Annotated in this window: 19 protein-coding genes, 2 pseudogenes and 1 riboswitch; of the genes and pseudogenes, 6 read left to right on the top strand and 15 right to left on the bottom strand. The window is 73.3% G+C overall.

The window, feature by feature from the left end; genetic code table 11:
• From ABT008_RS28480 to ABT008_RS28490, 3 genes are all read left to right on the top strand, one after another.
• Entirely contained in the window at nt 1-750 is a 750-nt protein-coding gene (locus ABT008_RS28480; RefSeq protein ID WP_350700104.1) for an amino acid ABC transporter ATP-binding protein, read from the top strand.
• An 82-nt stretch (nt 751-832) separates the two neighbouring features.
• Entirely contained in the window at nt 833-2,836 is a 2,004-nt protein-coding gene (locus tag ABT008_RS28485; RefSeq protein WP_350700105.1) for an acyl-CoA dehydrogenase family protein, read from the top strand.
• Nucleotides 2,837-2,910: 74 nt separating this feature from the next.
• On the top strand, nt 2,911-3,564 hold the full coding sequence (locus ABT008_RS28490) for a hypothetical protein (protein ID WP_350700107.1): 654 nt from the start codon (nt 2,911-2,913) through the stop codon (nt 3,562-3,564).
• 62 nt (nt 3,565-3,626) lie between these two features.
• On the opposite strand, the gene ABT008_RS28495 is transcribed toward ABT008_RS28490, so the two are convergent.
• Nucleotides 3,627-4,046 carry a hypothetical protein gene (locus ABT008_RS28495; RefSeq protein WP_350700108.1) on the bottom strand — a complete coding sequence of 140 codons (420 nt, stop codon included), beginning with the start codon at nt 4,044-4,046 and terminating at the stop codon, nt 3,627-3,629.
• Entirely contained in the window at nt 4,043-4,294 is a 252-nt protein-coding gene (locus ABT008_RS28500) for a hypothetical protein (protein ID WP_350700110.1), read from the bottom strand. The genes ABT008_RS28495 and ABT008_RS28500 overlap by 4 nt, the downstream gene beginning before the upstream one ends.
• Nucleotides 4,295-4,472: 178 nt before the next feature.
• On the opposite strand from ABT008_RS28500, the gene ABT008_RS28505 reads away from it, so the two are divergent.
• On the top strand, nt 4,473-5,204 hold the full coding sequence (locus tag ABT008_RS28505; protein ID WP_350700111.1) for a DUF8175 domain-containg protein: 732 nt from the start codon (nt 4,473-4,475) through the stop codon (nt 5,202-5,204).
• A 598-nt stretch (nt 5,205-5,802) separates the two neighbouring features.
• On the opposite strand, the gene ribH is transcribed toward ABT008_RS28505, so the two are convergent.
• The 6 genes from ribH to rpe all read right to left on the bottom strand — a co-directional run bounded on the left by ribH (nt 5,803) and on the right by rpe (nt 11,362).
• The gene (gene ribH, locus ABT008_RS28510; protein WP_176093313.1) at nt 5,803-6,303 is read right to left on the bottom strand and encodes a 6,7-dimethyl-8-ribityllumazine synthase; all 501 of its coding nucleotides are present in this window, start codon (nt 6,301-6,303) and stop codon (nt 5,803-5,805) included.
• 5 nt (nt 6,304-6,308) lie between these two features.
• On the bottom strand, nt 6,309-7,568 hold the full coding sequence (locus ABT008_RS28515; protein WP_350700113.1) for a bifunctional 3,4-dihydroxy-2-butanone-4-phosphate synthase/GTP cyclohydrolase II: 1,260 nt from the start codon (nt 7,566-7,568) through the stop codon (nt 6,309-6,311).
• 76 nt (nt 7,569-7,644) lie between these two features.
• Nucleotides 7,645-8,262 (bottom strand): riboflavin synthase, encoded by a 618-nt coding sequence (locus ABT008_RS28520; RefSeq protein WP_350700114.1) that lies wholly within the window; start codon nt 8,260-8,262, stop codon nt 7,645-7,647.
• Nucleotides 8,263-8,264: 2 nt separating this feature from the next.
• Nucleotides 8,265-9,326, bottom strand: coding sequence for a bifunctional diaminohydroxyphosphoribosylaminopyrimidine deaminase/5-amino-6-(5-phosphoribosylamino)uracil reductase RibD (ribD, locus tag ABT008_RS28525; protein ID WP_350700116.1), 1,062 nt, complete (start codon nt 9,324-9,326; stop codon nt 8,265-8,267).
• A gap of 143 nt (nt 9,327-9,469) precedes the next feature.
• A riboswitch (FMN riboswitch) is annotated at nt 9,470-9,642 on the bottom strand.
• A gap of 57 nt (nt 9,643-9,699) precedes the next feature.
• Nucleotides 9,700-10,680: a GGDEF domain-containing response regulator gene (locus ABT008_RS28530; protein ID WP_350700118.1), complete on the bottom strand. Its 981-nt coding sequence runs from the start codon at nt 10,678-10,680 to the stop codon at nt 9,700-9,702.
• Between the two features lies 1 nt (nt 10,681).
• Nucleotides 10,682-11,362, bottom strand: coding sequence for a ribulose-phosphate 3-epimerase (rpe, locus tag ABT008_RS28535; protein WP_350700120.1), 681 nt, complete (start codon nt 11,360-11,362; stop codon nt 10,682-10,684).
• A 246-nt stretch (nt 11,363-11,608) separates the two neighbouring features.
• Here rpe and ABT008_RS28540 point away from each other — a divergent pair, with 246 nt between their 5' ends.
• Nucleotides 11,609-12,496: a septum formation family protein gene (locus tag ABT008_RS28540; protein WP_350700122.1), complete on the top strand. Its 888-nt coding sequence runs from the start codon at nt 11,609-11,611 to the stop codon at nt 12,494-12,496.
• Between the two features lie 72 nt (nt 12,497-12,568).
• On the top strand, nt 12,569-13,453 hold the full coding sequence (locus tag ABT008_RS28545; RefSeq protein ID WP_350700124.1) for a septum formation family protein: 885 nt from the start codon (nt 12,569-12,571) through the stop codon (nt 13,451-13,453).
• A 48-nt stretch (nt 13,454-13,501) separates the two neighbouring features.
• On the opposite strand, the gene ABT008_RS28550 is transcribed toward ABT008_RS28545, so the two are convergent.
• The 7 genes and pseudogenes from ABT008_RS28550 to ABT008_RS28580 all read right to left on the bottom strand — a co-directional run.
• A complete protein-coding gene (locus ABT008_RS28550; protein WP_502890515.1) occupies nt 13,502-14,962 on the bottom strand; it encodes an RsmB/NOP family class I SAM-dependent RNA methyltransferase in 1,461 nt (486 codons plus the stop codon).
• Nucleotides 14,917-15,843 (bottom strand): methionyl-tRNA formyltransferase, encoded by a 927-nt coding sequence (gene fmt / locus ABT008_RS28555; protein ID WP_350700128.1) that lies wholly within the window; start codon nt 15,841-15,843, stop codon nt 14,917-14,919. The genes ABT008_RS28550 and fmt overlap by 46 nt, the downstream gene beginning before the upstream one ends.
• A 4-nt stretch (nt 15,844-15,847) precedes the next feature.
• A complete protein-coding gene (gene def, locus ABT008_RS28560) occupies nt 15,848-16,408 on the bottom strand; it encodes a peptide deformylase (protein ID WP_350700129.1) in 561 nt (186 codons plus the stop codon).
• A gap of 43 nt (nt 16,409-16,451) precedes the next feature.
• Nucleotides 16,452-17,721 (bottom strand): annotated as a pseudogene (locus ABT008_RS28565) (cytochrome P450).
• Nucleotides 17,722-17,777: 56 nt separating this feature from the next.
• Complete coding sequence (locus ABT008_RS28570) at nt 17,778-18,761, bottom strand: AAA family ATPase (protein ID WP_350700130.1); 984 nt, start codon at nt 18,759-18,761, stop codon at nt 17,778-17,780.
• A gap of 282 nt (nt 18,762-19,043) precedes the next feature.
• Nucleotides 19,044-21,056: a primosomal protein N' gene (locus ABT008_RS28575; protein WP_350700131.1), complete on the bottom strand. Its 2,013-nt coding sequence runs from the start codon at nt 21,054-21,056 to the stop codon at nt 19,044-19,046.
• Between the two features lie 65 nt (nt 21,057-21,121).
• Nucleotides 21,122-21,244 (bottom strand): annotated as a pseudogene (locus ABT008_RS28580) (methionine adenosyltransferase); the annotation flags it as partial.

Genomic DNA, 21,244 nt, shown 5'->3' on the forward strand with positions numbered 1-21,244 from the left:
GTGGACGTGTTGCGGTGTCGGGGGCTACGCAAGGAGTTCGGTGGCCGGGTGGTGCTGGACTCGCTCGACCTGACCGTGGCCGAACACCGGGTGGTGGCGTTGATCGGGGCCTCCGGCTCCGGCAAGTCGACGCTGCTGCGCTGCGTCAACCTGTTGGAGGAGCTGCACGACGGGACGATCGAGCTGGACGGCGAGGAGATCACCGCTCCGGGCGTGGACCCGGACCGGGTACGCCGCCGCATCGGCATGGTCTTCCAGGCGTACAACCTCTTCCCGCATCTGAGCGTGCTGGACAACGTGACCCTGGCCCCGCGTCGGGTGCACGGGCGGTCCCGGGCCGACGCCGAGACGCACGCCCGGGAGCTGCTGGACCGGGTGGGGCTCGGCGACCGGGCCGACGCGTACCCGGATCGGCTCTCCGGCGGCCAGCAGCAGCGGGTGGCGATCGTGCGGGCGCTGGCCAACTCGCCCCGGCTGCTGCTGCTCGACGAGGTGACCTCGGCGCTCGACCCGGAGCTGGTCGGCGAGGTGCTCACGATGATCCGCGACCTCAAGGCCGACGGCATGACCATGGTGCTGGCCACGCACGAGATGAGCTTCGCCCGGGACGTGGCCGACGAGGTCTGCTTCCTCGACGGCGGCCGGGTGGTCGAGTCGGGCCCGCCGGCCCAGGTGTTCGGCGCGCCCACGCAGCCGCGTACCCGGCAGTTCCTGGCCCGGATCATCGAAGCCGGTCGTCTGCCGGGCTGAGCGGCGTCCGCTCCGGGCATCGTGACGACGGTCACCTGCACTGACCGGCAGGTTTGTACCCTTGATTGGGTACAAACCGACCATGACGACGTCAGTTGAGGTAGCCGTGCCCCGTTCCGTGTCCGACCCCGTCGACGTCGCCCACCTGCGGAAGGTCCTCGACGGGCCGTGGGCCGAGGTCCGCGACGCGCACCGGGACAAACTCGACGACCGTTTCCTCCCCGTCTACGGGGAGAGCGGCGACCAGGCCCGGGAGCGGATCAGTCGACTGCTCACCGAGCTGCCCGCCGAGCTGGGCATGGCGGCGTCCTTCCCCACCGAGTACGGGGGGCGCGGCGACGTCGGCGCCTCGGTCGTGGCCAGCGAGATGCTGGCGCAGGTCGACCTCTCGCTGATGGTCAAGGCGGGCGTGCAGTGGGGTCTGTTCGGCGGGGCGGTGCTGGCGCTCGGCACCCGTCGACACCACGACGCCCACCTGCGGGACATCGTCGCCGGTGATCTGCTCGGCTGCTTCGCGATGACCGAGACCGGTCACGGCTCGGACGTCCAGCAACTGCGCACCACCTGCACGTACGACCCGGAGACGCAGACCTTCGACCTGCACACCCCGCATCAGGCCGCCCGCAAGGACTACATCGGCAACGCCGCCCGGGACGGTCGGATGGCGGTGGTCTTCGCGCAGCTCGTGACCGGCGGGCAGCGGCACGGCGTACACGCCTGGTTGGTGCCGATCCGCGACGCGGACGGCAACCCGATGCCCGGCGTGACGATCGGCGACGCCGGGCCCAAGGCCGGGCTGCTCGGCGTGGACAACGGGCGACTCAGCTTCGACCACGTCCGGGTGCCGCGCGACATGCTGCTGGACCGTTACGGCCAGGTCGCCGCGGACGGCACCTACGCCAGCCCGATCGCCGACGACTCCCGGCGCTTCTTCACCATGCTCGGCACCCTGGTCCGGGGCCGGGTGAGCGTGGGCGGCGCGGCAGCGGCGGCGACCAAGTCGGCGCTGACCATCGCGGTCCGCTACGGCGACGTGCGTCGCCAGTTCGGCACCCCCGACGCCGACCGTGAGGTGTTGCTCAACGACTACCTGGCCCACCAGCGCAAGCTGCTGCCCGCCCTGGCGACCACGTACGCGCTGCACTTCGCCCAGGCCGAGTTGGTCGCCGCGATCCACGAGGTGCAGGGCGGCGACGAGCCGGTCGACGAGCACCGGCAGCGGGAGTTGGAGTCGCGGGCCGCCGGCCTCAAGGCCGCGCAGACCTGGCACGCCACCCGGACCATCCAGATGTGCCGCGAGGCGTGCGGCGGCGCCGGCTACCTGGCCGAGAACCGGCTGCCCAGCCTCAAGGCCGACACCGACGTCTTCACCACGTTCGAGGGCGACAACACGGTCCTGCTGCAACTGGTGGCCAAGGGGCTGCTCACCGGCTACAAGGACGAGTTCGGTTCGTTGGACGGCTGGGGGCGGGCGTCCTTCGTCGCCGAGCAGGTCCGCGAGATGGTGCTGGAGCGTACCGCCGCGCGGGCGCTCATCGAGCGGCTCGTCAGCGCCGTACCCGGCCGGGGCGAGGAGGTCGCCGTCACCGACCGGGGTTGGCAGCTCAGCGTCTTCGAGGACCGCGAGAAGCACCTGCTCGACGGCGCGGTCCGGCGGCTGCGCAACGGCGCGAGCACCAAGCGGGACCGGCCCTTCGACATCTTCAACGACGTGCAGGACCACGTCCTCACCGTCGCCTCCGCGCACATCGACCGGGTGACGCTGGAGGCGTTCGTCGCCGGCATCGAAGCCACCAGCGACCCGGCCGTCGCGGCCCTGCTCTCCCGCGTCTGCGACCTGTACGCCCTCAGCGTCATCGAGGCCCACAAGGGATGGTTCCTGGAGCACGGCCGACTCACCCCGGCCCGCGCCAAGGCGATCACCGCAGTGGTGAACAGCCTGCTCAAGGAGCTGCGTCCGCAGATGCGCACGCTTGTCGACGGCTTCGCCATCCCGGAGGCGTGGCTGCACTGCGCCATCCTGCGCGAGGAAGCCGACCGGCAGGAGGCGATGGCCGCTCACGACCAGTTCCCGACTGATCGGTAACGGATCGCGGACAGGACGGTCACCGGGGGTGCCCCATCCTGGGGCGACACCCCTCACCGACGGGAGACCTCCTGGTGATCTGGATCATCGAGAGCAAGAGCAAGCTGAGTCGCGTGTTCGCGGCCGACCTCAAGCGCCTCCGGGCCAACGAGGCGGTCGCGGCGCACGTCGCCCGGGACGTGCTCAACAGCAAGGTCGCCGAGATGCAGACCCCGCTCGCACCCCCGCTCGCACCCGGCGAGCCGGTGCTCGTCCTCGCCCACTCCGGCTACGCGCTCGACGACCGGCACAACGAGGACCGGCCCTGGGTCGGCGGGCGCTGGCTGGACGAGTTCGTGCAGGACGTCACGGCGAAGTTCACCCCGGCCGGCATCAGCGGCCGTACGCTCTGGTTCCTCGTCTGCCACACCGGGCACGACGTCACCACGCTGGGCACGCTGCTGGCCGCCGCCGGGGTGAACGACGTGACGATCTATATGCCGACGGACTTCATGTACATCAGCAAGAACGGTATCCCGCACGTCCTCAAGAGCGAGGCCGACCTCGAATCCGTCAACAAGGACGTCGCGAAGTGGGACGGCGACTACATGAGCATCTCGGGCTCGCAGCCCACCGGTGCCTATTGGGCCGGCTGCACGGTCCGGAACCAGGTGGTCACCACGCTGGGCGCGCGGACGGTCGAGCAGGCCGTCCGGGAGCAGTTCGACCCGGACGAGGAAGAGGCCTGAGCCGCCGTCGCCGGGGACCCGGACGCGGTCCCCGGCGACGAGCGGCACTACGCGCGAGGCGGCTACGCCTTGCCGAGGTCGAGAATGCTCCATCCGGTGGGCAGGACGGTGGCGGCCGGCTCGGGGGCAGTGGTGGCCAGGTGAGCCTGGTGAGCGAGGGCGGTGCGGGCGGCGTGGCCGAGGGCGACGTCGCCGCCTGCGGCGCGGGCCAGGACGCCGACCTGGCGGGCGTCGTCGATCCCGGGCTCAGCCCCGAGGGGCAGCACGGTGACAGTCGGAGTGGTGGTCAGCAGCGTGAGCAGGGCGGCGCTGACCTCGCTGCTGGTGGCGGCGTACGCGGCGGCGAGGCAGGCAGCCGGCACGCCGACCGTGCGGCCTTCGTCGGCCACTTCGGCGATCAGCTCGCCGACGGACACCTGCCCGTCGACGTACGCGGCGAGCGCGCTGGCGTCCAGGACGACAGCGACCTGGTCGCCGCTCACGCGGCCTCGTCGAGCAGGCGCCGCCCCTCGGCCAAGGCCTCGTCGGGGATCGGGGTGGCGAGGCGGTCACGCCAGCGGGCCTTGCCGGCTTCGGTGACCTCGATGCCCGCCCTGCTCAGCACCTCGTCGAGCTGGGCGCCGGCCATCTGCGCGCGGACGGCCGCAGTGATGGCGGCACTGGCGTTGGGCTGACCGTCGAGCCACTGCGCGACGTCGTCCGGGACGCTGATGGAACGCTTCGCGGTCATGCCCCGAGCCTAGCACCGCTGGTAGCACCGCCGGTGCCACCAGCGGGACCCACTAACCGGGGAACACGGTGCTACTGTCTCGTTCTCGTCGGTGACCTTGGTATGCGGGGGAGGCATCAGGTGACGGGTGGTAACTGCGCGGCCGCGGATCTTCGCCGCCTGGCCCGAGGGGACTGACATGCCTCCCGGACCGGCATCACCGGACTCTGCCGAGCACCCGCCGTCAACCCGAGGCGGTCTCATCGCCGCAGCCGCCCTCGTCGCGCTCATCATTCTGGTCGGGCTGGCGATCGCCATCCTCGGCGCGGGTGACGATGATCCTGGTCCTGTCGGCGGCGCACCGCCACCAGCCGCCGCGAGCACACCCGATCAGGCGTTACCCACCGCCGTCCCCACGGCCGCGCCCGACGGCGTCCGGTGGGAACTCGTCGGCCCGCACGCGGTGCCGGTCAGCGCCGCCGGCCCGATGCAGTTCACCCGTACGACAGCCTCTGACTTCACGCACACCCCCGAAGGCGCACTGATCGCAGCCGCGCAGATCATTGCGCGATCCAGCTACTCACTCAGTGAGGAGTACTGGAGGCCGACCATCGAGCAGCAGTTCGTGCCCAGCGCTGACCGGGACAGGTTGCTCGCTGTACTGGAGGCCGAAGACAGCGCCCCGGCCGACCCAGGTGCAATGAGCCAGATCGCTGGCTTCAGCTACCAGTCATACACGCCGGACACCGCCGTGATCGGACTTGTGCTCCGCGCACCGTCGGCCGGCACCGCGCGCTACCACGTGCTGTCGCTGACGCTGCTCTGGCGAGGCGGCGACTGGCGAATGCAGGCACCGCCCGGCGGCTCGTGGCTATCCATCAACCGGGCGACAGACGACCTCACCGGCGTCGTCGAATGGGGAGCCCGATAGTCGGCCTCGTGCCCGCCGATCGACCTCACCTGCTGTCCGCGCCGGTGGGGAGCCCTCTTACGCCCCGGTTATCGGCGCACCACACCCCGCACACGTCCAGATCGGCACCACCGGCCCGTGCGCCGTCACGACCCCTCCCCCGGCCAGTGGCCCCGATTGACGGGCACCCGATATCGCACCCGACACGGCAGATCCCGACCACACCGACACGTCACCCGCCTCAGCGTGGTTCCACCTCGGCCGGTGCCGACGCGCCCGGGTGAGCGCCGCCGCAAGCAGGAACTGGTCGTAGGTCAGATGCCGGGACCTGCGTCCATGCGATCTGCCCGGCTCCCCCGCCGTTCAGGAACCCAAGAATCTCGGCACGCCTGCCTCGCTGTCGGATCAGCTCAAGATCTTGGACAACTTCCGTTACGCGCTAACGGGAACTGTCCAAGGTTCACATCCGCGAGGCGGTGACCGGGGTCCGCTTGGGGGCGGCCCGTGATGTCCGTGCTGCCGACGTCGCAGAACGAGACACTGCCCGGACATGCCCTGGTTCCAGCCGTCAGCCAGTGCGCCCCGCGCACCCTTCCGTCGATGGAGCGGTGACGGGCGGTCAGGCGCCGAAGCCGACGCGCTGGTTGCCGGCGGTGGCGACCTGCCGGACGGCCAGCGCCGCGTCGAGCGCGGCGACGGTGGCCGCCCAGCCCTTGTCCTCGGCGGAGCCGGGCAGACCGGCCCGGTCGCGGGCCTGCTCGATGGTGTCGACGGTGAGCACGCCGTGCGCCACCGGCTTGCCCTCGTCCAGCGCGATCCGGGTCAGCCCGTCGGTGACCGAGCGGCAGACGTAGTCGAAGTGCGCGGTCGCGCCACGGATCACCACGCCGAGCGCCACCACCACGTCACAGCGGCGGGCCAACGCCTGCGCCACCACCGGCAGCTCCACCGAACCGGCCACCCGGGCCGTCACGGCCCGCGCGCCGCACGCCTGCGCGGCGGCGACCGCCCGCTCCAGCATGTGGTCGGTCAGCTCACCGTGCCACCGGGCGGCGACCACTCCCACGGTCATCCCGGACGCGTCGACCGGGGTCGTCCCCGGCTCGCCGAAACCCGCCATCTCCGCTACGCTCCGATCTCTTTGCCGGCGACCGGGCGACCCATCGGGGCCTCCGACACCTCGTCCAGGTCGAGCAGGTGCCCCATCCGGTCCCGCTTGGTGCGCAGGTAGCGCACGTTCTCCGGGTGCGGGCGCACCGGCAGGCCCTCGCGGCCGGTCACGGTGAGCCCGTAGCCCTCCAGCCCGGCCCGCTTGGCCGGGTTGTTGGTCAGCAGCCGCATCGTGCGGACCCCGAGGTCGTAGAGGATCTGCGCGCCGGTGCCGTAGTCCCGGGCGTCGGCCGGCAGGCCCAGGTCGAGGTTCGCGTCGACGGTGTCCCGGCCCTGGTCCTGCAACTGGTACGCCTGGAGCTTGTGCAGCAGGCCGATGCCGCGCCCCTCGTGACCACGCACGTAGAGGACCACGCCCCGGCCCTCCCGGGCCACCCGCTCCAGCGCGGCGTTGAGCTGCGGCCCGCAGTCGCAGCGCACCGAGGCGAAGACGTCCCCGGTCAGGCACTCGGAGTGCACCCGCACCAGCACGTCGCGCCCGTCCCCGATGTCGCCGATCACCAGCGCCACGTGCTCGGCCGTGTCGTACTCGCTGCGGTAGCCCAACGCCCGGAACACCCCGTGCTCGGTGGGCATCCGCGCGTCCGCGACCAGCTCCACCTGCTTCTCGGTACGCCGCCGGTAGGCGATCAGGTCGGCGATGGTGATGAGGGTCAGCGAGTGTTCGGCGCGGAACTTCTCCAGGTCCGGCAGCCGCATCATGGTGCCGTCGTCGTTGACCAGCTCGCAGAGCACGCCGGCCGGACGCAGCCCGGCCAGCCTGGTCAGGTCCACCGCCGCCTCGGTGTGCCCCGGCCGACGCAGCACCCCGCCGGTGCGGGCGCGCAGCGGCACCACGTGCCCGGGCCGGGCCAGGTCGGTCGGGCCGGTGGCCGGGTCGGCGAGCAGCCGGATGGTGTGCGCCCGGTCGGCGGCCGAGATACCGGTGCTCACGCCCTCGCGGGCGTCCACCGTCACCGTGTACGCGGTCTGCCGCCGGTCCTGGTTGGTGTGGTGCATGGGCGGCAGGTCGAGCCGGTCGCACTCGTCCTCGGTGAGCGGTACGCAGATGAAGCCGGAGGTGTGCCGCACGGTGAACGCGAGCAGCTCCGGGGTCGCCAGCTCGGCGGCGAAGATCAGGTCGCCCTCGTTCTCCCGGTCGGCGTCGTCGGTCACGATGACCGGTCGGCCGGCGGCGATCTCGGCCAGCGCGTCTTCCACACTGTCGAAGGTCATGCCGTCACTCCGCTTCGCTCCGTGCCGCCATGAGGCAGCGCCACACTGCACCGATGATTCGCTCGCTGACGCTCGCTCATGCCGTCACCCCGCTTCCCGTGGTGCGCGCGGCGAGCAGGCGCTCGACGTACTTGGCCAGGACGTCGGTCTCCAGGTTGACCGGGTCGCCGACGGTCCGGCCGCCGAGCGTGGTCAGCGAGAGCGTGGTGGGGATCAGGCCGACCGAGAACCAGTCGGCACCGACCTCGGCCACGGTCAGGGACACCCCGTCCACGGTGATCGACCCCTTCTCCACCACGTACTTGGAGAGCGCGGCGGGCAGCCGGAACCGGACCGTCTCCCAGCGCGGCGCCGGTTCCCGGGAGAGCACCTCGCCCACCCCGTCGACGTGCCCCTGCACCAGGTGGCCGCCGAGGCGGCTGTTGAGTGCGGCGGCGCGTTCCAGGTTGACCGGGTCGCCGGCGCGCAGCGCGCCCAACGCCGTACGCCGCAGCGTCTCGCCCATCACGTCGGCGGTGAACACCCCGCCGTCGACCTCCACCACGGTCAGGCAGACGCCGTTGACCGCGATCGAGTCGCCGTGTCGGGCGTCGGAGGTGACCAGTGGGCCGCGTACGGCGACCGTGGCCGAGTCCTGTGCCGTCGGGGTTATCCCGACGACCTCGCCCAGTTCCTCGACGATGCCGGTGAACATGCCTAGCCCTCCCTCTTTCGGGGCAGCGCGGTGATCCGCAGGTCGGGACCGATCTGCGTAACGTCGGTGAGTTCCAGGTCGATGGCCTCGGCGATGGTGCTCACGCCGGCGTCGACCAGAGCGGCGGGCCCGGCGCCGAGCAGCCGGGGAGCGAGGTAGCCGACGACCCGGTCGACCAGGCCGGCGGCGAGGAACGCCCCGGCCAGTCGCGGGCCGCCCTCCAGCAGCACGGCGCGTACCCCGCGCCCGTGCAGCGCGGCCATCAGCGCGAACAGGTCCACCCCGCCGTCCGGGCCGGTGCCCACCTCGGCGGCGGTGGCGATCCAGGTCCGGGCCGCGCCGTCGCGGACCGTGGCGTCGGCCGGGGTACGCCCCGACGAGTCGACCACCACCCGCAGCGGCTGCCGGATGGCGAGACTGCCGTCGCGCAGGTTGCGGACGGTGAGCCGGGGGTCGTCGGCGAGCACGGTGCCGACACCGACGACCACCGCGTCGACGGTGGCGCGCAGCGCGTGCACGTCCATCCGGGCCGCCTCGGAGGTGATCCACATACTGGTGCCGTCGGCCGCCGCGGAGCGGCCGTCGAGTGTCGCGGCGTACTTCCAGATGACGAAGGGCAGGCCCCGGCGCATGGCGGTCAGCCAGGCGATGTTGCCGTTCTCCGCCTCGGTGCCGCGTACCCCCAGGTCGACCCGGACCCCGGCGGCCCGCAAGGTGGCCGCGCCGCCGGTGGCGACCGGGTTGGGGTCCGGCACCGCGATCACCACCCGGGCGACCCCGGCCTGGACCAGGGCGGAGCTACAGGGGCCGGTGCGGCCGGTGTGGTCACAGGGTTCCAGGGTGACGACCGCGGTGCCGCCCTTGGCCCGCCGCCCGGCCTGCGCCAACGCGACGATCTCGGCGTGCGGGCCACCGGCGTACGCGTGGAAGCCCTCGCCGACCACCTCGCCGTCGGCGTCGAGCAGGACACAGCCGACGACCGGGTTCGGACTGGTCGTGCCGAGCCCGCGCGCCGCGAGCTCGATCGCGCGACGCATCGCCTCGTCGACGGAGACGCTCGCCATCACCTGGCCCTGCCCTCTCGCTCTGCTCGCGCGGGCAGGAAGATCGACTCGCGAGCAGGCGGCGCAGTCCGGGTACGGCACAGCCGCCCCGGCAGACGGTGGAGACGCCGCAAACCCGGCGAACCACACGCCCGTGCCGTCCCGCGCGCTGTCTCCCATCCGGACTGTCTGGGTGCGGACCTGCCGCCCCCAACCGTCGGCCCCGGATTCTCACCAGGTCCACCGGGCGGACGAACCGCTCCCGGGTCGCGGGCTTACCACGGTCGGACCGTGGATCACCGCCGGTTCGGAATTACACCGAGTCCCGCCAGCGCGTGGTGGGTACTGAGGGAAGTCTTACACGCTTGGCAGGGTTCTGCGCCACCCCGGCGAGCTACTTCACATGTCGGTGACCGGGATCGGCGACGCCTCGACGGCGGTCCACCGCCACGTACGAGCCGGGTTGGCTCTTGGCCACGGTCTTCATCTCCGAGGCGATGGTCATCGCCTCCAGGGGGTCGGTGAGGCGTTTGTCCCGATCCGAGACGGAGACCCCGATGGAGAGCGTGACCAGCGCGGCCCGGCGGATGTTGCCCCGCCGGTCCTTCAGCTCGACGTAGCCGCGTTCCCGGTCGGTCGGGTCGTAGAGCGCGTCGGCGGCCGTCTCGAAGTCCGCCGACACCCGGGAGGTGAGCGGCAGGACCTGTTCCGGGGTGCAGACGAAGACGAAGTCGTCGCCGCCGACGTGACCGAGGAAGGCCGGGGGCAACGCGACCGACATCACCGCCCGGTGCAGGCTGCGGGCCAGCGCGGAGATGAAGCCGTCGCCCCGGGAGAAGCCGTACCGGTCGTTGACGCTCTTGAACCGGTCGACGTCGATGTACCCGACGGCGTAGTCCGAGCCGACCCGGATCCGGTCGGCGATCTCCCGTCGGATGCGGCTGTTGCCGGGCAGCCCGGTCAGCGGGGAGACCTCGCGGAACTCCTTGTTGCGCCGCAGGGTGGAGCTGACCCGGGCGACCAGCTCGGCGGTGTCGAACGGCTTGACCAGGTAGTCGTCGGCTCCGGCGCTGAGCCCGTGGACCTTGTCCACGGTCATCCCCTTGGCGGTCAGCATGATCACCGGCAGCGCGGCGGTCATCGGGTCGGCGCGCAACCGGCGGGTCAGCTCCAGCCCGTCCACCCGGGGCATCATCAGGTCCACCACGGCCAGGTCGGGCCGCTGCCGCTCGATCAGTTCGAGTGCCTCCTGACCGTCACCGGCGAGCACCACCTCGAAGCCGTGCAGGCGCAGGTTCACCTCGACGAATCGGGCGATGTCCCGGTCGTCGTCGACGACCAGGATCACGTCCTTGTGTTCCCCGGTCGGCTCCACGTCAGGCTCCGGGCGCCGCGCGCTCCGCGAGGGCGCGCAGTCGGCGTACCGCCTCGGCCGGGTCGTCGGCGCCGTAGACCGCGGTGCCCGCGACGAAGGCGTCGGCACCGGCGGCGGCCGCCTGCTCGATGGTGTCGGCGGCGATCCCCCCGTCCACCTCGATCCGCAGTTCGAGATGGCCGGCGTCCACGTGCCGCCGCGCGAGCCGGACCTTGTCCAGCAACTGCGGCACGAACCGCTGCCCGCCGAAGCCGGCCTTGATGGTCATCACCAGCAGCGTGTCGAAGCTCGGCAGCAGGTCGAGGTACGGCTCGATCGGGGTGTCCCGGTCGATCGCCAGCCCGGCCTTGGCACCGGCAGCGCGCAGGTCCTTGGCCAGGGCCGCCGGATCGTCACACGCCTCGGCGTGGAAGGTCACGTTGTACGCACCGGCGTCGGCGTAGCCGGGCGCCCACCGCTGCGGGTCCTCGATCATCAGGTGTACGTCGAAGGGCAGCCGGGTGGCGGCCCGCAGGCTCTGCACCACGGGTAGCCCGATGGTCAGGTTCGGCACGAAGTGGTTGTCCATCACGTCGACGTGCAACCAGTCCGCGGCGTCCTCGACGGCGCGGACCTCTTCGGCGAGACGGGCGAAATCGGCGGCGAGGATACTGGGCGCGACGATCGGCGGCGGTACGGTCACTGGGCCAGTGTACGAACGCCTCCGGCGGTCGCGGCAGCACGCCACCAACGGGGACACCCGGTGACTCGGGCGTGACCATTGGTGCAGAATGACCCCCTTCGGACCAGTCGATCCGGACGAAGCGTGAACTCGACTGGCCATAAGTCCGAATCGCGGCAACACTCCATCGGGGACGGTGACGGTAACGTGCAGGCCGGTGGGCACGGGAGCCGACAGCCGGGCGACGGTTCCCGGAAAGGGCGGACGATGCGACGGTGGCTCGCGGCGCTGGCGCTGGCCGGCGCGGCTGCGATGGTGCTCAGCGGCTGTGTGCGGCCGGGCGGCACGGACGGCGACATCACCAACGGTTGGCCCGCCCTGCGGGCGCCGACGATGTTCGTCCCGGCCACCGACGCCTGTCTGCCCCGGATCACCCCGATCGTGCAGGCGAGCACGTACGAGACGGTGGACTGCGCCCGCAACCACCTCGCCGAGGCGGTCCACGTGGGCACGTTCACCGGGTCGGCGGCGCAGGGACGGCGGCCGGAACCCGGGTCGGCGGCGCTGCGGACCGCACGCGCCGAGTGCGACCAGCGCGCCCGCCTGGTGCTCGGCGGCGACTGGCACACCGCACGGCTGACGATGAACATCGCGCTGCCCTCGGTCTCCGCCTGGAACGGCGGCGCCCGGTGGTTCCGCTGCGACCTGAGCGAGACCGACAGCATCGACAACACCCGCGCGGTCAACCGCACCGGCAGTCTGCGCGGCGCCCTGATCGGCGACTCGCCGCTGGTGCACCGCTGCTTCGACCCGAAGCTGATCGGCGACAACCTCAACTACATGGCGCCGGTGCTCTGCACCGAACCGCACCGCGCCGAGTTCGTCGGTGTCTACGTCGAGCAGGACATGAGCTGGGAGAAGTTCGTCGCCTCCTCCGCCCAGGCGCACCAGCGGTGCATGGAGCTGATCGCCTCCTTCGCCGACGTGCCGAACAACGCCGACCTGCCGTACCGGGCCGGCTCGATCTTCTATCCGCCGTCGCAGCGCGAGTGGGAGGAGGGCGACCGGGGAGTGCGGTGTTTCCTGTGGAGCGACGACCGCAAGCTGACCGGCTCGATGCGCGGTGTCGGCCCGCAGGGACTACCCGTCACCTGACCCCGGTGCCGTATGCTGCCGCACCGTGGCGTGCCGTGTCCACGGTCACGCCCGGCAGGAGGTCGACGGGGGATGCGACGGTGGTGGATCGGGGTCGCGCTGGGCGCGGTGACGCTGGCGCTGACCGCGTGCAGCACCAGACCGGCCGGCATCGACGGTGACCTGGTCGACGACTGGCCGGTGATGGCCGCGCCGGAGGTGTTCACCCCGGCGGCGCAGACCTGCCACACCCAGCCGCAGGACGTCGGATACCTCAGCGGGTACGCGCCGGTGGACTGCGCACAGCCGCACCGGTCCGAGACGCTGCACGTGGGCCGGCTGACCGAGGCGGCCGGGACGACCCCGCCCGAGGCGGGCAGCCGGGCGATGCGCACCGCGTACCGCGAGTGCGACCGGGCCGTACGCGGCGTGCTGGGTGGTGACTGGCGGACCGCCCGGATCGGCTGGACCGTCGTCTTCCCGTCGCCCCGGGCCTGGACCGGCGGGGCCCGCTGGTTCCGCTGCGACGCGCACGAGACAGATGCCCTGGACACCCCCAACCCGGTCCGCCGCACCGCCAGCCTGGCCGGCACGCTGGACGGGTCGTCGCCGCTGCGGCACCGCTGCTTCGAGGCCAAGACCAAGGGTGACGAGGTCACCGAGATGGTGGCCGTGAAGTGCAGCGCCCGGCACCGCGCCGAGTTCGTCGGGGTGTGGAAGTCCCCGGCCACCAGCTACGCGGCGTTCGAGAAGGACACCGCGCGGGCGCACCGCGGCTGCCTCAGCCTGATCGCGAAGTTCGCCAAGGTGCCCGACGACGGCAACATGAAGTACCGCGCCGGCACGGTCTATTACCACCCCTCGGAAGCGGACTGGCGCAACGGCGAGCGTGGGGTGCAGTGCTTCCTGTGGCTCAACGACCGCACCCTGACCACGTCGCTCAAGGGCGGCGGCACCCGGGCCCTGCCGATCGGCTGACCGGCGGGGCACCACCGCCCCCGGGCGGCCGGGGGCGGTGCGGACGGTTCAGGCGGTGCGGCGCAGCAGGGCCAGGAACATCGCGTCGGTGCCGTGCCGGTGCGGCCACAGTTGCACGGTCGGCCCGTCGCCGAGCCCGGGCATGCCGGCCGGCAGCAACGGCCGAGCGTCCACGAAGTCCACCGGCGCGCCGCAGCGGCGAGCCGCCTCGGTGACCGTCACGTGCGTCTCCACCACGTGCGGCGAGCAGGTCACGTACGCCACCACCCCGCCGGGCCGGACCGCCCGGAGCCCGGCGGTGAGCAGTTCGCGCTGCAACCGGGTCAGGGCCGGCAGGTCGGAGGGCTGACGACGCCACCGCGACTCCGGACGGCGACGCAACGAGCCCAGGCCGGTGCAGGGCGCGTCGACCAGCACCCGGTCGAAGTGCTCCTCCGGCAGCTTCGGCTCGCTGCCCACCAGCCGGCCGTCGGTGTTCAGCACGGTCACCGGCAGCCCCCGGGTCGCGTTCTCGACCAGCCGGGCCCGGTGCTCGGCCACCTCTACCGCGGTCACCCGTGCGTCCCGCTGCGCGGCGAGCGCGCCGAGCAGCCCCGACTTGCCGCCGGGACCGGCGCACAGGTCGAGCCAACGGCCGTCCGGCCCGTCCAGCGGCGCGGCGGCGAGGGCGTCGGCGACCAACTGCGACCCCTCGTCCTGGACGTGCGCCCGGCCGTCGGCCACCGCCGCCAGGTCACCGGGGGCACCGCCGCCGAGATAGACCGCGTACGGCGAGAAGGCGCCCGGCGCGCCACCGACCTCGTCGGCGAGGTCGACCGGGTCGGCCCGGCCCGGCCGCGCGCACAGGTGCACCGGCGGACGCTCGTTGTCCTCGATCAGCAGCCGGGTGGTCTCGCCGAGGTCGCCGCCGAGCGCCTCGGAGAACGCCCGGACGATCCACTGTGGATGGCTGTAGGCGAGCGCGAGATGACCGATCGGGTCGGTCTCCAGCGGCGGCGCCAGCCGGGCCACCCAGGCGTCGCTGTCGCGCTCGGCGACCTCGCGCAGCACCGCGTTGGCGAAGCCGGTGGCCCCCGGGCCGACCACCCGGACCAGGTCGACGGTGGACGACACCGCCGCGTGCGCGGGCACCCGGGTGTGCAGGAGTTGGTAGGCGCCGATCCGCAACGCATCCCGGACCGGCGGATCGATCCGCTGCACGTCCCGGCCGGCGGCGGCGGTGAGGATCGCGTCGAGCGTGCCGACGTGCCGCAACGTGCCGTAGGTCAGCTCGGTGGCGAAGGCGGCGTCCCGGCCGAACAGTCCCTCGTCGCGCAGGATCGCCGGCAGCACCAGATTGGCGTACGCGTCGTCCCGGTGCACCGCCGCGACCGCCTCGTACGCGGCGTGGCGGGGCCGGTCCGCGGCGTTGCGCCCGCTGCGGGGACCACGGCGCTCGGGCCCCCGACGGGCGGTGGTCTCCCTCACGCGAACTCCTCCCCGGTGGCGACCCGGACACCCCGTGCCCAGTCGGTCGCCGGCATGGCCCGCTTGCCGGCCGCCCGCACCTCGCCCAGACGGACCGGGACGGTGGCCGTGCCGGCCAGCACCCGCGCCTTCTCCACCAGCAGCTCACCGGGCTTGAGGTCGGGCCCGTCGGGTGCCGGGGTGACCGGGCCGAGCTTCACCCGCTCGTCCCGGAAGGTCGTCCACGGGCCGGGCGCCGGGGTGCAGGCGCGGATCCGGCGGTCCACCGCGAAGGCCGGGTCGGCCCAGCGCACCCGGGCGTCCTCGACGGTCAGCTTCGGGGCCAGCGAGACGCCGTCGGCCGGCTGCGGCTCGGCCCGGGCGGTGCCGTCCTCCAGCGCGTCCAGCACCGCCACCAACAGCCCGGAGCCGCTGTCGGCCAGCCGCGTCAGCAGGTCGCCGGAGGTGTCGGCGGGTCGGATCTCGTCGGTCAGGGTGCCGTACACCGGCCCGGTGTCCAGCCCCTCCTCCAACTGGAAGACGCTGGCGCCGGTCAGCTCGTCGCCGTGCAGCACGGAGTGCTGCACCGGCGCGGCACCCCGCCAGGCCGGCAGCAGCGAGAAGTGCAGGTTCACCCAGCCGTGCCGGGGGATCTCCAGCGCCACCGGGGGCACCAGCGCGCCGTAGGCGACCACCGGCACGCAGTCCGGCGCCAGCTCGCGGAGTCGGTCCAGGAACTCCGGCTCCCGGGGACGGGCCGGGGTCAGCACCTCGACGCCGTGCTCGTCGGCCCAGGCGCCGACCGGTGAGCGTTGCAGGCCACGACCGCGTCCGGCCGGGGCGTCCGGGCGGGTGACCACGGCCACCAGCTCGTGCCGCGAGGCGGCCACGGCGGCCAGGGCGGGGACGGCGACGGCCGGCGTACCGGCGAAGATCACGCGCATCGACTCACCGCCCCAGACCGAAGGGGCTGCCGGCGGTGTGCGGGCTCAGCTTCACCGTGGGCGGGGCGGCGGCGTCGTACCACTCGGCCTGCCGGATCGCCTTCATCGCCTCCTTGCGGCCGGTCTGGTCCAGCCGGTCGATGAAGAGCACCCCGTCCAGGTGGTCGGTCTCGTGCTGCACGCAGCGCGACATCAGGCCGGTCCCGACGATCTGCATCGGGTCGCCGTGGCCGTTGAAGCCCTTGGCGATCACGTTCTGCCGCCGCTTGGTGTCGAAGTACAGCCCGGGGATGGACAGGCAGCCCTCCGGGCCGTCCTGCTCCTCCTCGTCGGGGAACTCCAGCACCGGGTTGACCAGGTGGCCGAGCACGTCGTCAACGTCGAAGGTGAACACCCGCAGGCCCACTCCGAGCTGCGGCGCGGCCAGGCCGGCACCGCTCTGCTCACGCATGGTGTCGGTCAGGTCGGCGATGAGCGTACGCAGCTCGACGTCGAAGTCGACCACCGGATCGGCCGGCGTGCGCAGCACCGGGTCCCCGAACAGACGGATGGGCTGAACGGTCACGCGGGTCGGCTCCTTAACGGTGGGACGGGAGTGCCGTACCAGTCTACGGAGTACCCGCAGAGGTACCGGTCGGCGCACCACGATCGGCGTGCGACGCCAGCTCAGGCGACGGTGACCGGCAGGGTGTCGTACCCGCGCAGAGTCAACCGGGTGCGGTGCCGGGGCGTACCGGCGGGGGCCAACTCGGGCAGCCGCCGCAGCACGGCGGGGAAGGCCACCTGCGCCTCCAGCCGGGCCAGACCGGCGCCGAGGCAGTAGTGCGGACCGGCCCCGAAGGAGAGCGGGCCGAGCTGGGCCCGCCACGGGTCGAACCGCGCCGGCTCCGGGTACCGCCGGGGGTCGCGGTTGGCCGCGCCGAGCAGCACCAACGTCCAGCTTCCGGCGGGCACCTCGACACCACCGAGGCGTACGGACGCGGTGCTGGTGCGGGTGGTCAACTGCACCGGCGAGTCGAAGCGGAGCAGCTCGTCGACGTAGGCCGGGGCGTGCTCCGGGTGGCGGCGCAGCACGTCGGCCTCCCGCCGGTGCGCCAGCAGCACCGCCAGGCCGTTGCCGAGCAGGTTGGTGGTGGTCTCGAAGCCCGCCACGAGCAGCACCACCAGGTTGGCCAGCAGCTCCTCGCCGGAGAGCCGGTCACCGGCGTCGTGTGCCTGCACCAGCGCGGTGGTCAGGTCGTCGGCCGGCGCTCGGCGGCGGGCCGCCACCAGCTCGGTGAAGTAGTCGCGCAGCTCGGTGGCGCCGGCGTCGGCCACGGCCAGTTCCGCCGGGGTGATCTCGGGTTCCAGGACCCCGGTCAGGTCGGCCGCCCAGCGCCGGAACAGCGGGCGGTCGGCGGCCGGTACGCCGAGCAGCTCGCAGATCACCGCGACCGGCAGCGGGTAGGCGAACTCGGCCATGAAGTCGACGGGTGCGCCGTCCCGGCCGGCCGCCGCCATCGCCGTGATCAGCTCGTCGGCCTGGGCGGCCACCACGTCCCGCATACCCGCGATCCGGCGCGGGGTGAACGCGCCCGCCGCCAGCCGCCGCATCCGGCTGTGGTCCGGCGGGTTGGTCCGCAGCATCGACCGGGCGATCGACGACAGCGCCGGGCTCTCCCGCCACTGCGGCAGGACCTGGTCCCGCAGCTCGCCGTCGAGCACCTGGAAACGCGAGTCCCGGAGCAGCTCGTCGGCCTCGGCGTACCCGGTCACCACGAACAGCCCCGGACCGGCCGGGACGACGTGCCCGAAGGCGCGCATCCGCTCGTACGCCGGATAGGGATCGACCCGCCCGGTGGGCGACATGAGTAGCGCGAGCGTGCCGGCGGCGTCCATGGCGGCCTCCTCGGGGTCGGGAGGTTCCATCATGCCCGCGCCGCCACGGCGGCGGTTCACACCGCGGTGCCGGACTCCCCCGCCAGCACCGCGTCCCCGCCGAGCAGCGCGTGCTCCGGCAGCGGCAGGTGGATGTCGTGGGCGGCCTCCCAGTCGTGGATCAGGCTGGGCCGGGCCTGCGCGGCGAAGTAGTCGACCGCGCTCATCCCACCGACCACGGGCTCGTCGACCTCGGCGACCAGCCGGCCGGGCACCAGCCGGAACCCGCCGCGCAACGCGGCGCTGAGGCGACGGTGCCCGTTCACCACGAAGAAGTACTCACCGGTGTAGCCGATCTCCAGCGGCTCCAGGGCGGTCTCACCGGCGGCCACGACCTCGTCGACGACCGTGGAGTCCCAGAGCCCGCGCAGCTCCGTGACGTCCTCGGTCGGATAGACCCGGGCCGGGTCGAGCAGCAGCAGCGGCGGCGCGGCGCGCAGCACCGCCGGCGCGAGTCGGCCCTCGTACGCGTCGACGATCCGCTCGATCACCTCGTCGGCGGAGGCCCGGGTGGTGTCGCAGACCAGGTCGTAGTTGCGCAGCCGGGCCTTGTCCACGCCGTAGCGGACGACGAACCGGTTGCGCTCGCTCTCGCTGCGTTCCCGCAGCTTGACCTTTGCCTCCTCCATGGAGGTGTAGCTCTCCGCCGGGCCGGAGGGCCGCAGCAGCACCCGGCGGGCCGCCTCACCCGGCTCGGTGATCATGTGCACCTTGAGCGCGTCGGTGAAGAAGTGCCAGGCCAGCCGGGAGTCCATCACCAGACTCTCGCCGGAGGCGGCGATGTCGCGCTGGAGCTGGTCGACGTAGCCGTCGACCGCCTGGTCGAGTTCGGCGTGCAGGTTGAGCTGGAGCGCGGTCATCTGGCGCTCCTGGGCCATCTGCCGGTACAGGTCACCGACGCTGACCCGGCGTAGGCCGAGCCGCTCGGCGATCACCACCGACACGGTGCTCTTGCCGCTGCCGAGGTCACCGTTGAAGACGATCGACTGACGAACGGTCACGACTGGTCCACCCCTGATCACCGGCTGTAATGGATCGTCATCGATATCGCGCCGGACCGACCCGGTCCCGCCGCCACCACGCCCACCCGCGAGAACTCCGGCTCGACGTGCCTGACGCCGCGTCACGACCTGGACTCGTCGTGCGCCCCGGCATGACGGGCGATGCTACCACCTTGACCACGGGACTCCCGAGCGCGCAACTCGGGGCGGGCGCGTCGGCACCCAATGCGAGGATCACGTCACCTGCCGCGACCGACGGTCACCCAGTGTCACCGTGTGGCGTCAGAACAGTGCGAGCGGGTCGACCTGGAGGCGTACCGGCTCGGCGGCCTTGCGCGCGGTCCGCGACCCCGCCGCCGCGTGCAACGCCTCGGCCATGGCCGCCGCCCGCGCCCGGGGCACCCGGACCAGCATCCGCTCCCGGTCGCCGTCGGCCGGCACCGGGCCGAGCAGTTCCGCCCCGTCCGGCAGCCGCGCCTGGGCCAACAGGTCGGCCACCGCCACCGGCAGCCCGGTCACGCTGGCCATCCGCACCGCGGGCGGGAACCCCAGCTCCCGCCGCTCGGCCAACTCCCGGGCGGCGAACCAGCCCGGGTCCCAGCGCAGCAACGCCTGCACCGGCGCCAGCGCGCCGTCGGCGACCACCACCACCCGGCCGCCCGCCGCCGCCGGCCGGGCCAGCGCGGCCGCCGCCGCCCAGCGCCGCAGCGCCTCCTCCCCCGCCCGCAGGTCGGCCCGGGTGAGCATGGCCCAGGTGTCCAGCAGCAGTACCGCGCCGTAGCCGCCCTCGGCGACCGGCTCGGCGCCCGGCGTGGCGATCACCAGCCCGGCGCCGCCGGGCACGTCGGCCAACACCTCCTCGCGCCCGGAGGTGCGCACCGGCACTCCCGGGAAGGCCCGACCCAACTCCTCGGCGGTCCGCCGGGCACCGGTCACCGAGGCGCGCAGCCGCCGTCCCCCGCAGTGCGGGCAGGCGTACGCGGCGGCGACCCGGCCGCACCAGCGGCAGGCCGGCGGCCGACCGGCGGAGGACAACGCCAGCGGTCCGGCGCAGTGCGGGCAGCGGGCCGGGGTCCGGCAGTCCTGGCAGGCCACCGAGGGCAGGTAGCCCCGTCGGGGCACCTGCACCAGCACCGGCAGATCCGCCCGCAACGCCTCCCGGGCGGCCGTCCAGGCCAGGCTCGGCAGCCGCGCGGTCGCGGCGCCCGGATCGCGGGCCAACTGCGGGTCGTCGCCGGTCGGTGCCACCGCCGGGGTACGCGCCCGCAGCACCGCCCGGTCCGCGACCACCTCCCTGGCCCAGCCGGTCTCCACCAGCAGTTGCGCCTCGGCGGTACGCGCGAAGCCGCCCACCAGCGCCGCCGCGTCGTCGAGCTGGGCCCGGGTGAGCAGCACCTCACGGGCGTGCGGGTACGGCGCCCGGGGCTCGGCGTGCAGGTCGTCACCGTCGTCCCAGATGGCCACCAGGCCCAGCCGGGCCACCGGGGCGAACATGGCCGCCCGGGTGCCGATCACCACCGGGGCGTCGGACCGGCGGGCGGCCAGGAAGGCCCGGTAGCGGCGGGCCGGCCCCAACGCGGCGGAGAGGCACACATGCCGCCCGGCACCCAGCGTGGCGGTGAGCGCGGCGTCGAGCCGGTCCAGGTCCCGGCCGTCGGCGACCACCACGAGCGCGCCCCGTCCGGAGGCCACGGTGGCGGCGACGGCGGTGGCGTAGCGGGCCGCCCAGTCCTCCCCCGGCAACGCCGACCACACGGCCCGGGGGGCCCGCCCCTCGGCCAGGGCGTGCAGCAGCGCAGGCCCGGCCGGATAGTCCCGCCACCCGCCCGGATCGGGCGCTTCGGCACCCGGCGACGCCTCGGCGGCGCGGGTGGCTTCGGCGGCGGGGGTGGCTTCGGCGGCCGTCGCCGCCGCACCGGCCGTCGGAGTCTCGGCGGGTGGAGGCGTCACGGCAGCCGTGACCGGCTCGGCGGGCGGGGCGAGGGTCTCCTTCTCCACGCGGGCGTGGCGGGGTGGCACGGCGAGGCGCAGCACGTCGGCGAGGCTGCCGGCGTACCGGTCGGCGACGGCCCGGGCCAGTCGCGCCACCTCGGGGGCCAGCACCGGCACCGGCGAGACCACCTTGGTCAGGTACAGCGGTTTCGGGTGGTCGGAGCGGTCGACCCGCTCCAGCACCCAGCCGTCGACGAGTTGACCGGCGAAGCGGACCTTCGCCCGGGCGCCGGGGACCGCGTCGTCGGCGAGGTCCGACGGGACCAGGTAGTCGAAGAGGCGGTCCAGGTGCGGCAGCGGCACGTCGACGCAGACGCGAGCGACCGGCGACCCGTCAGCGGGCCGCCGGTCGTCACTCCTCGCGCCGGTCAGGCTCCTGCGGCCGACTTGAGGTCGGCGGCCCGGTCCGTGTTCTCCCACGTCAGGTCCGGCAACTCCCGACCGAAATGACCATACGCCGCAGTCTGCGCATAGATCGGCCGCAACAGATG

Origin of the sequence: Micromonospora sp. NPDC002389 (genome assembly GCF_040296095.1) — a bacterium.
Taxonomy (GTDB): Bacteria; Actinomycetota; Actinomycetes; order Mycobacteriales; family Micromonosporaceae; genus Micromonospora.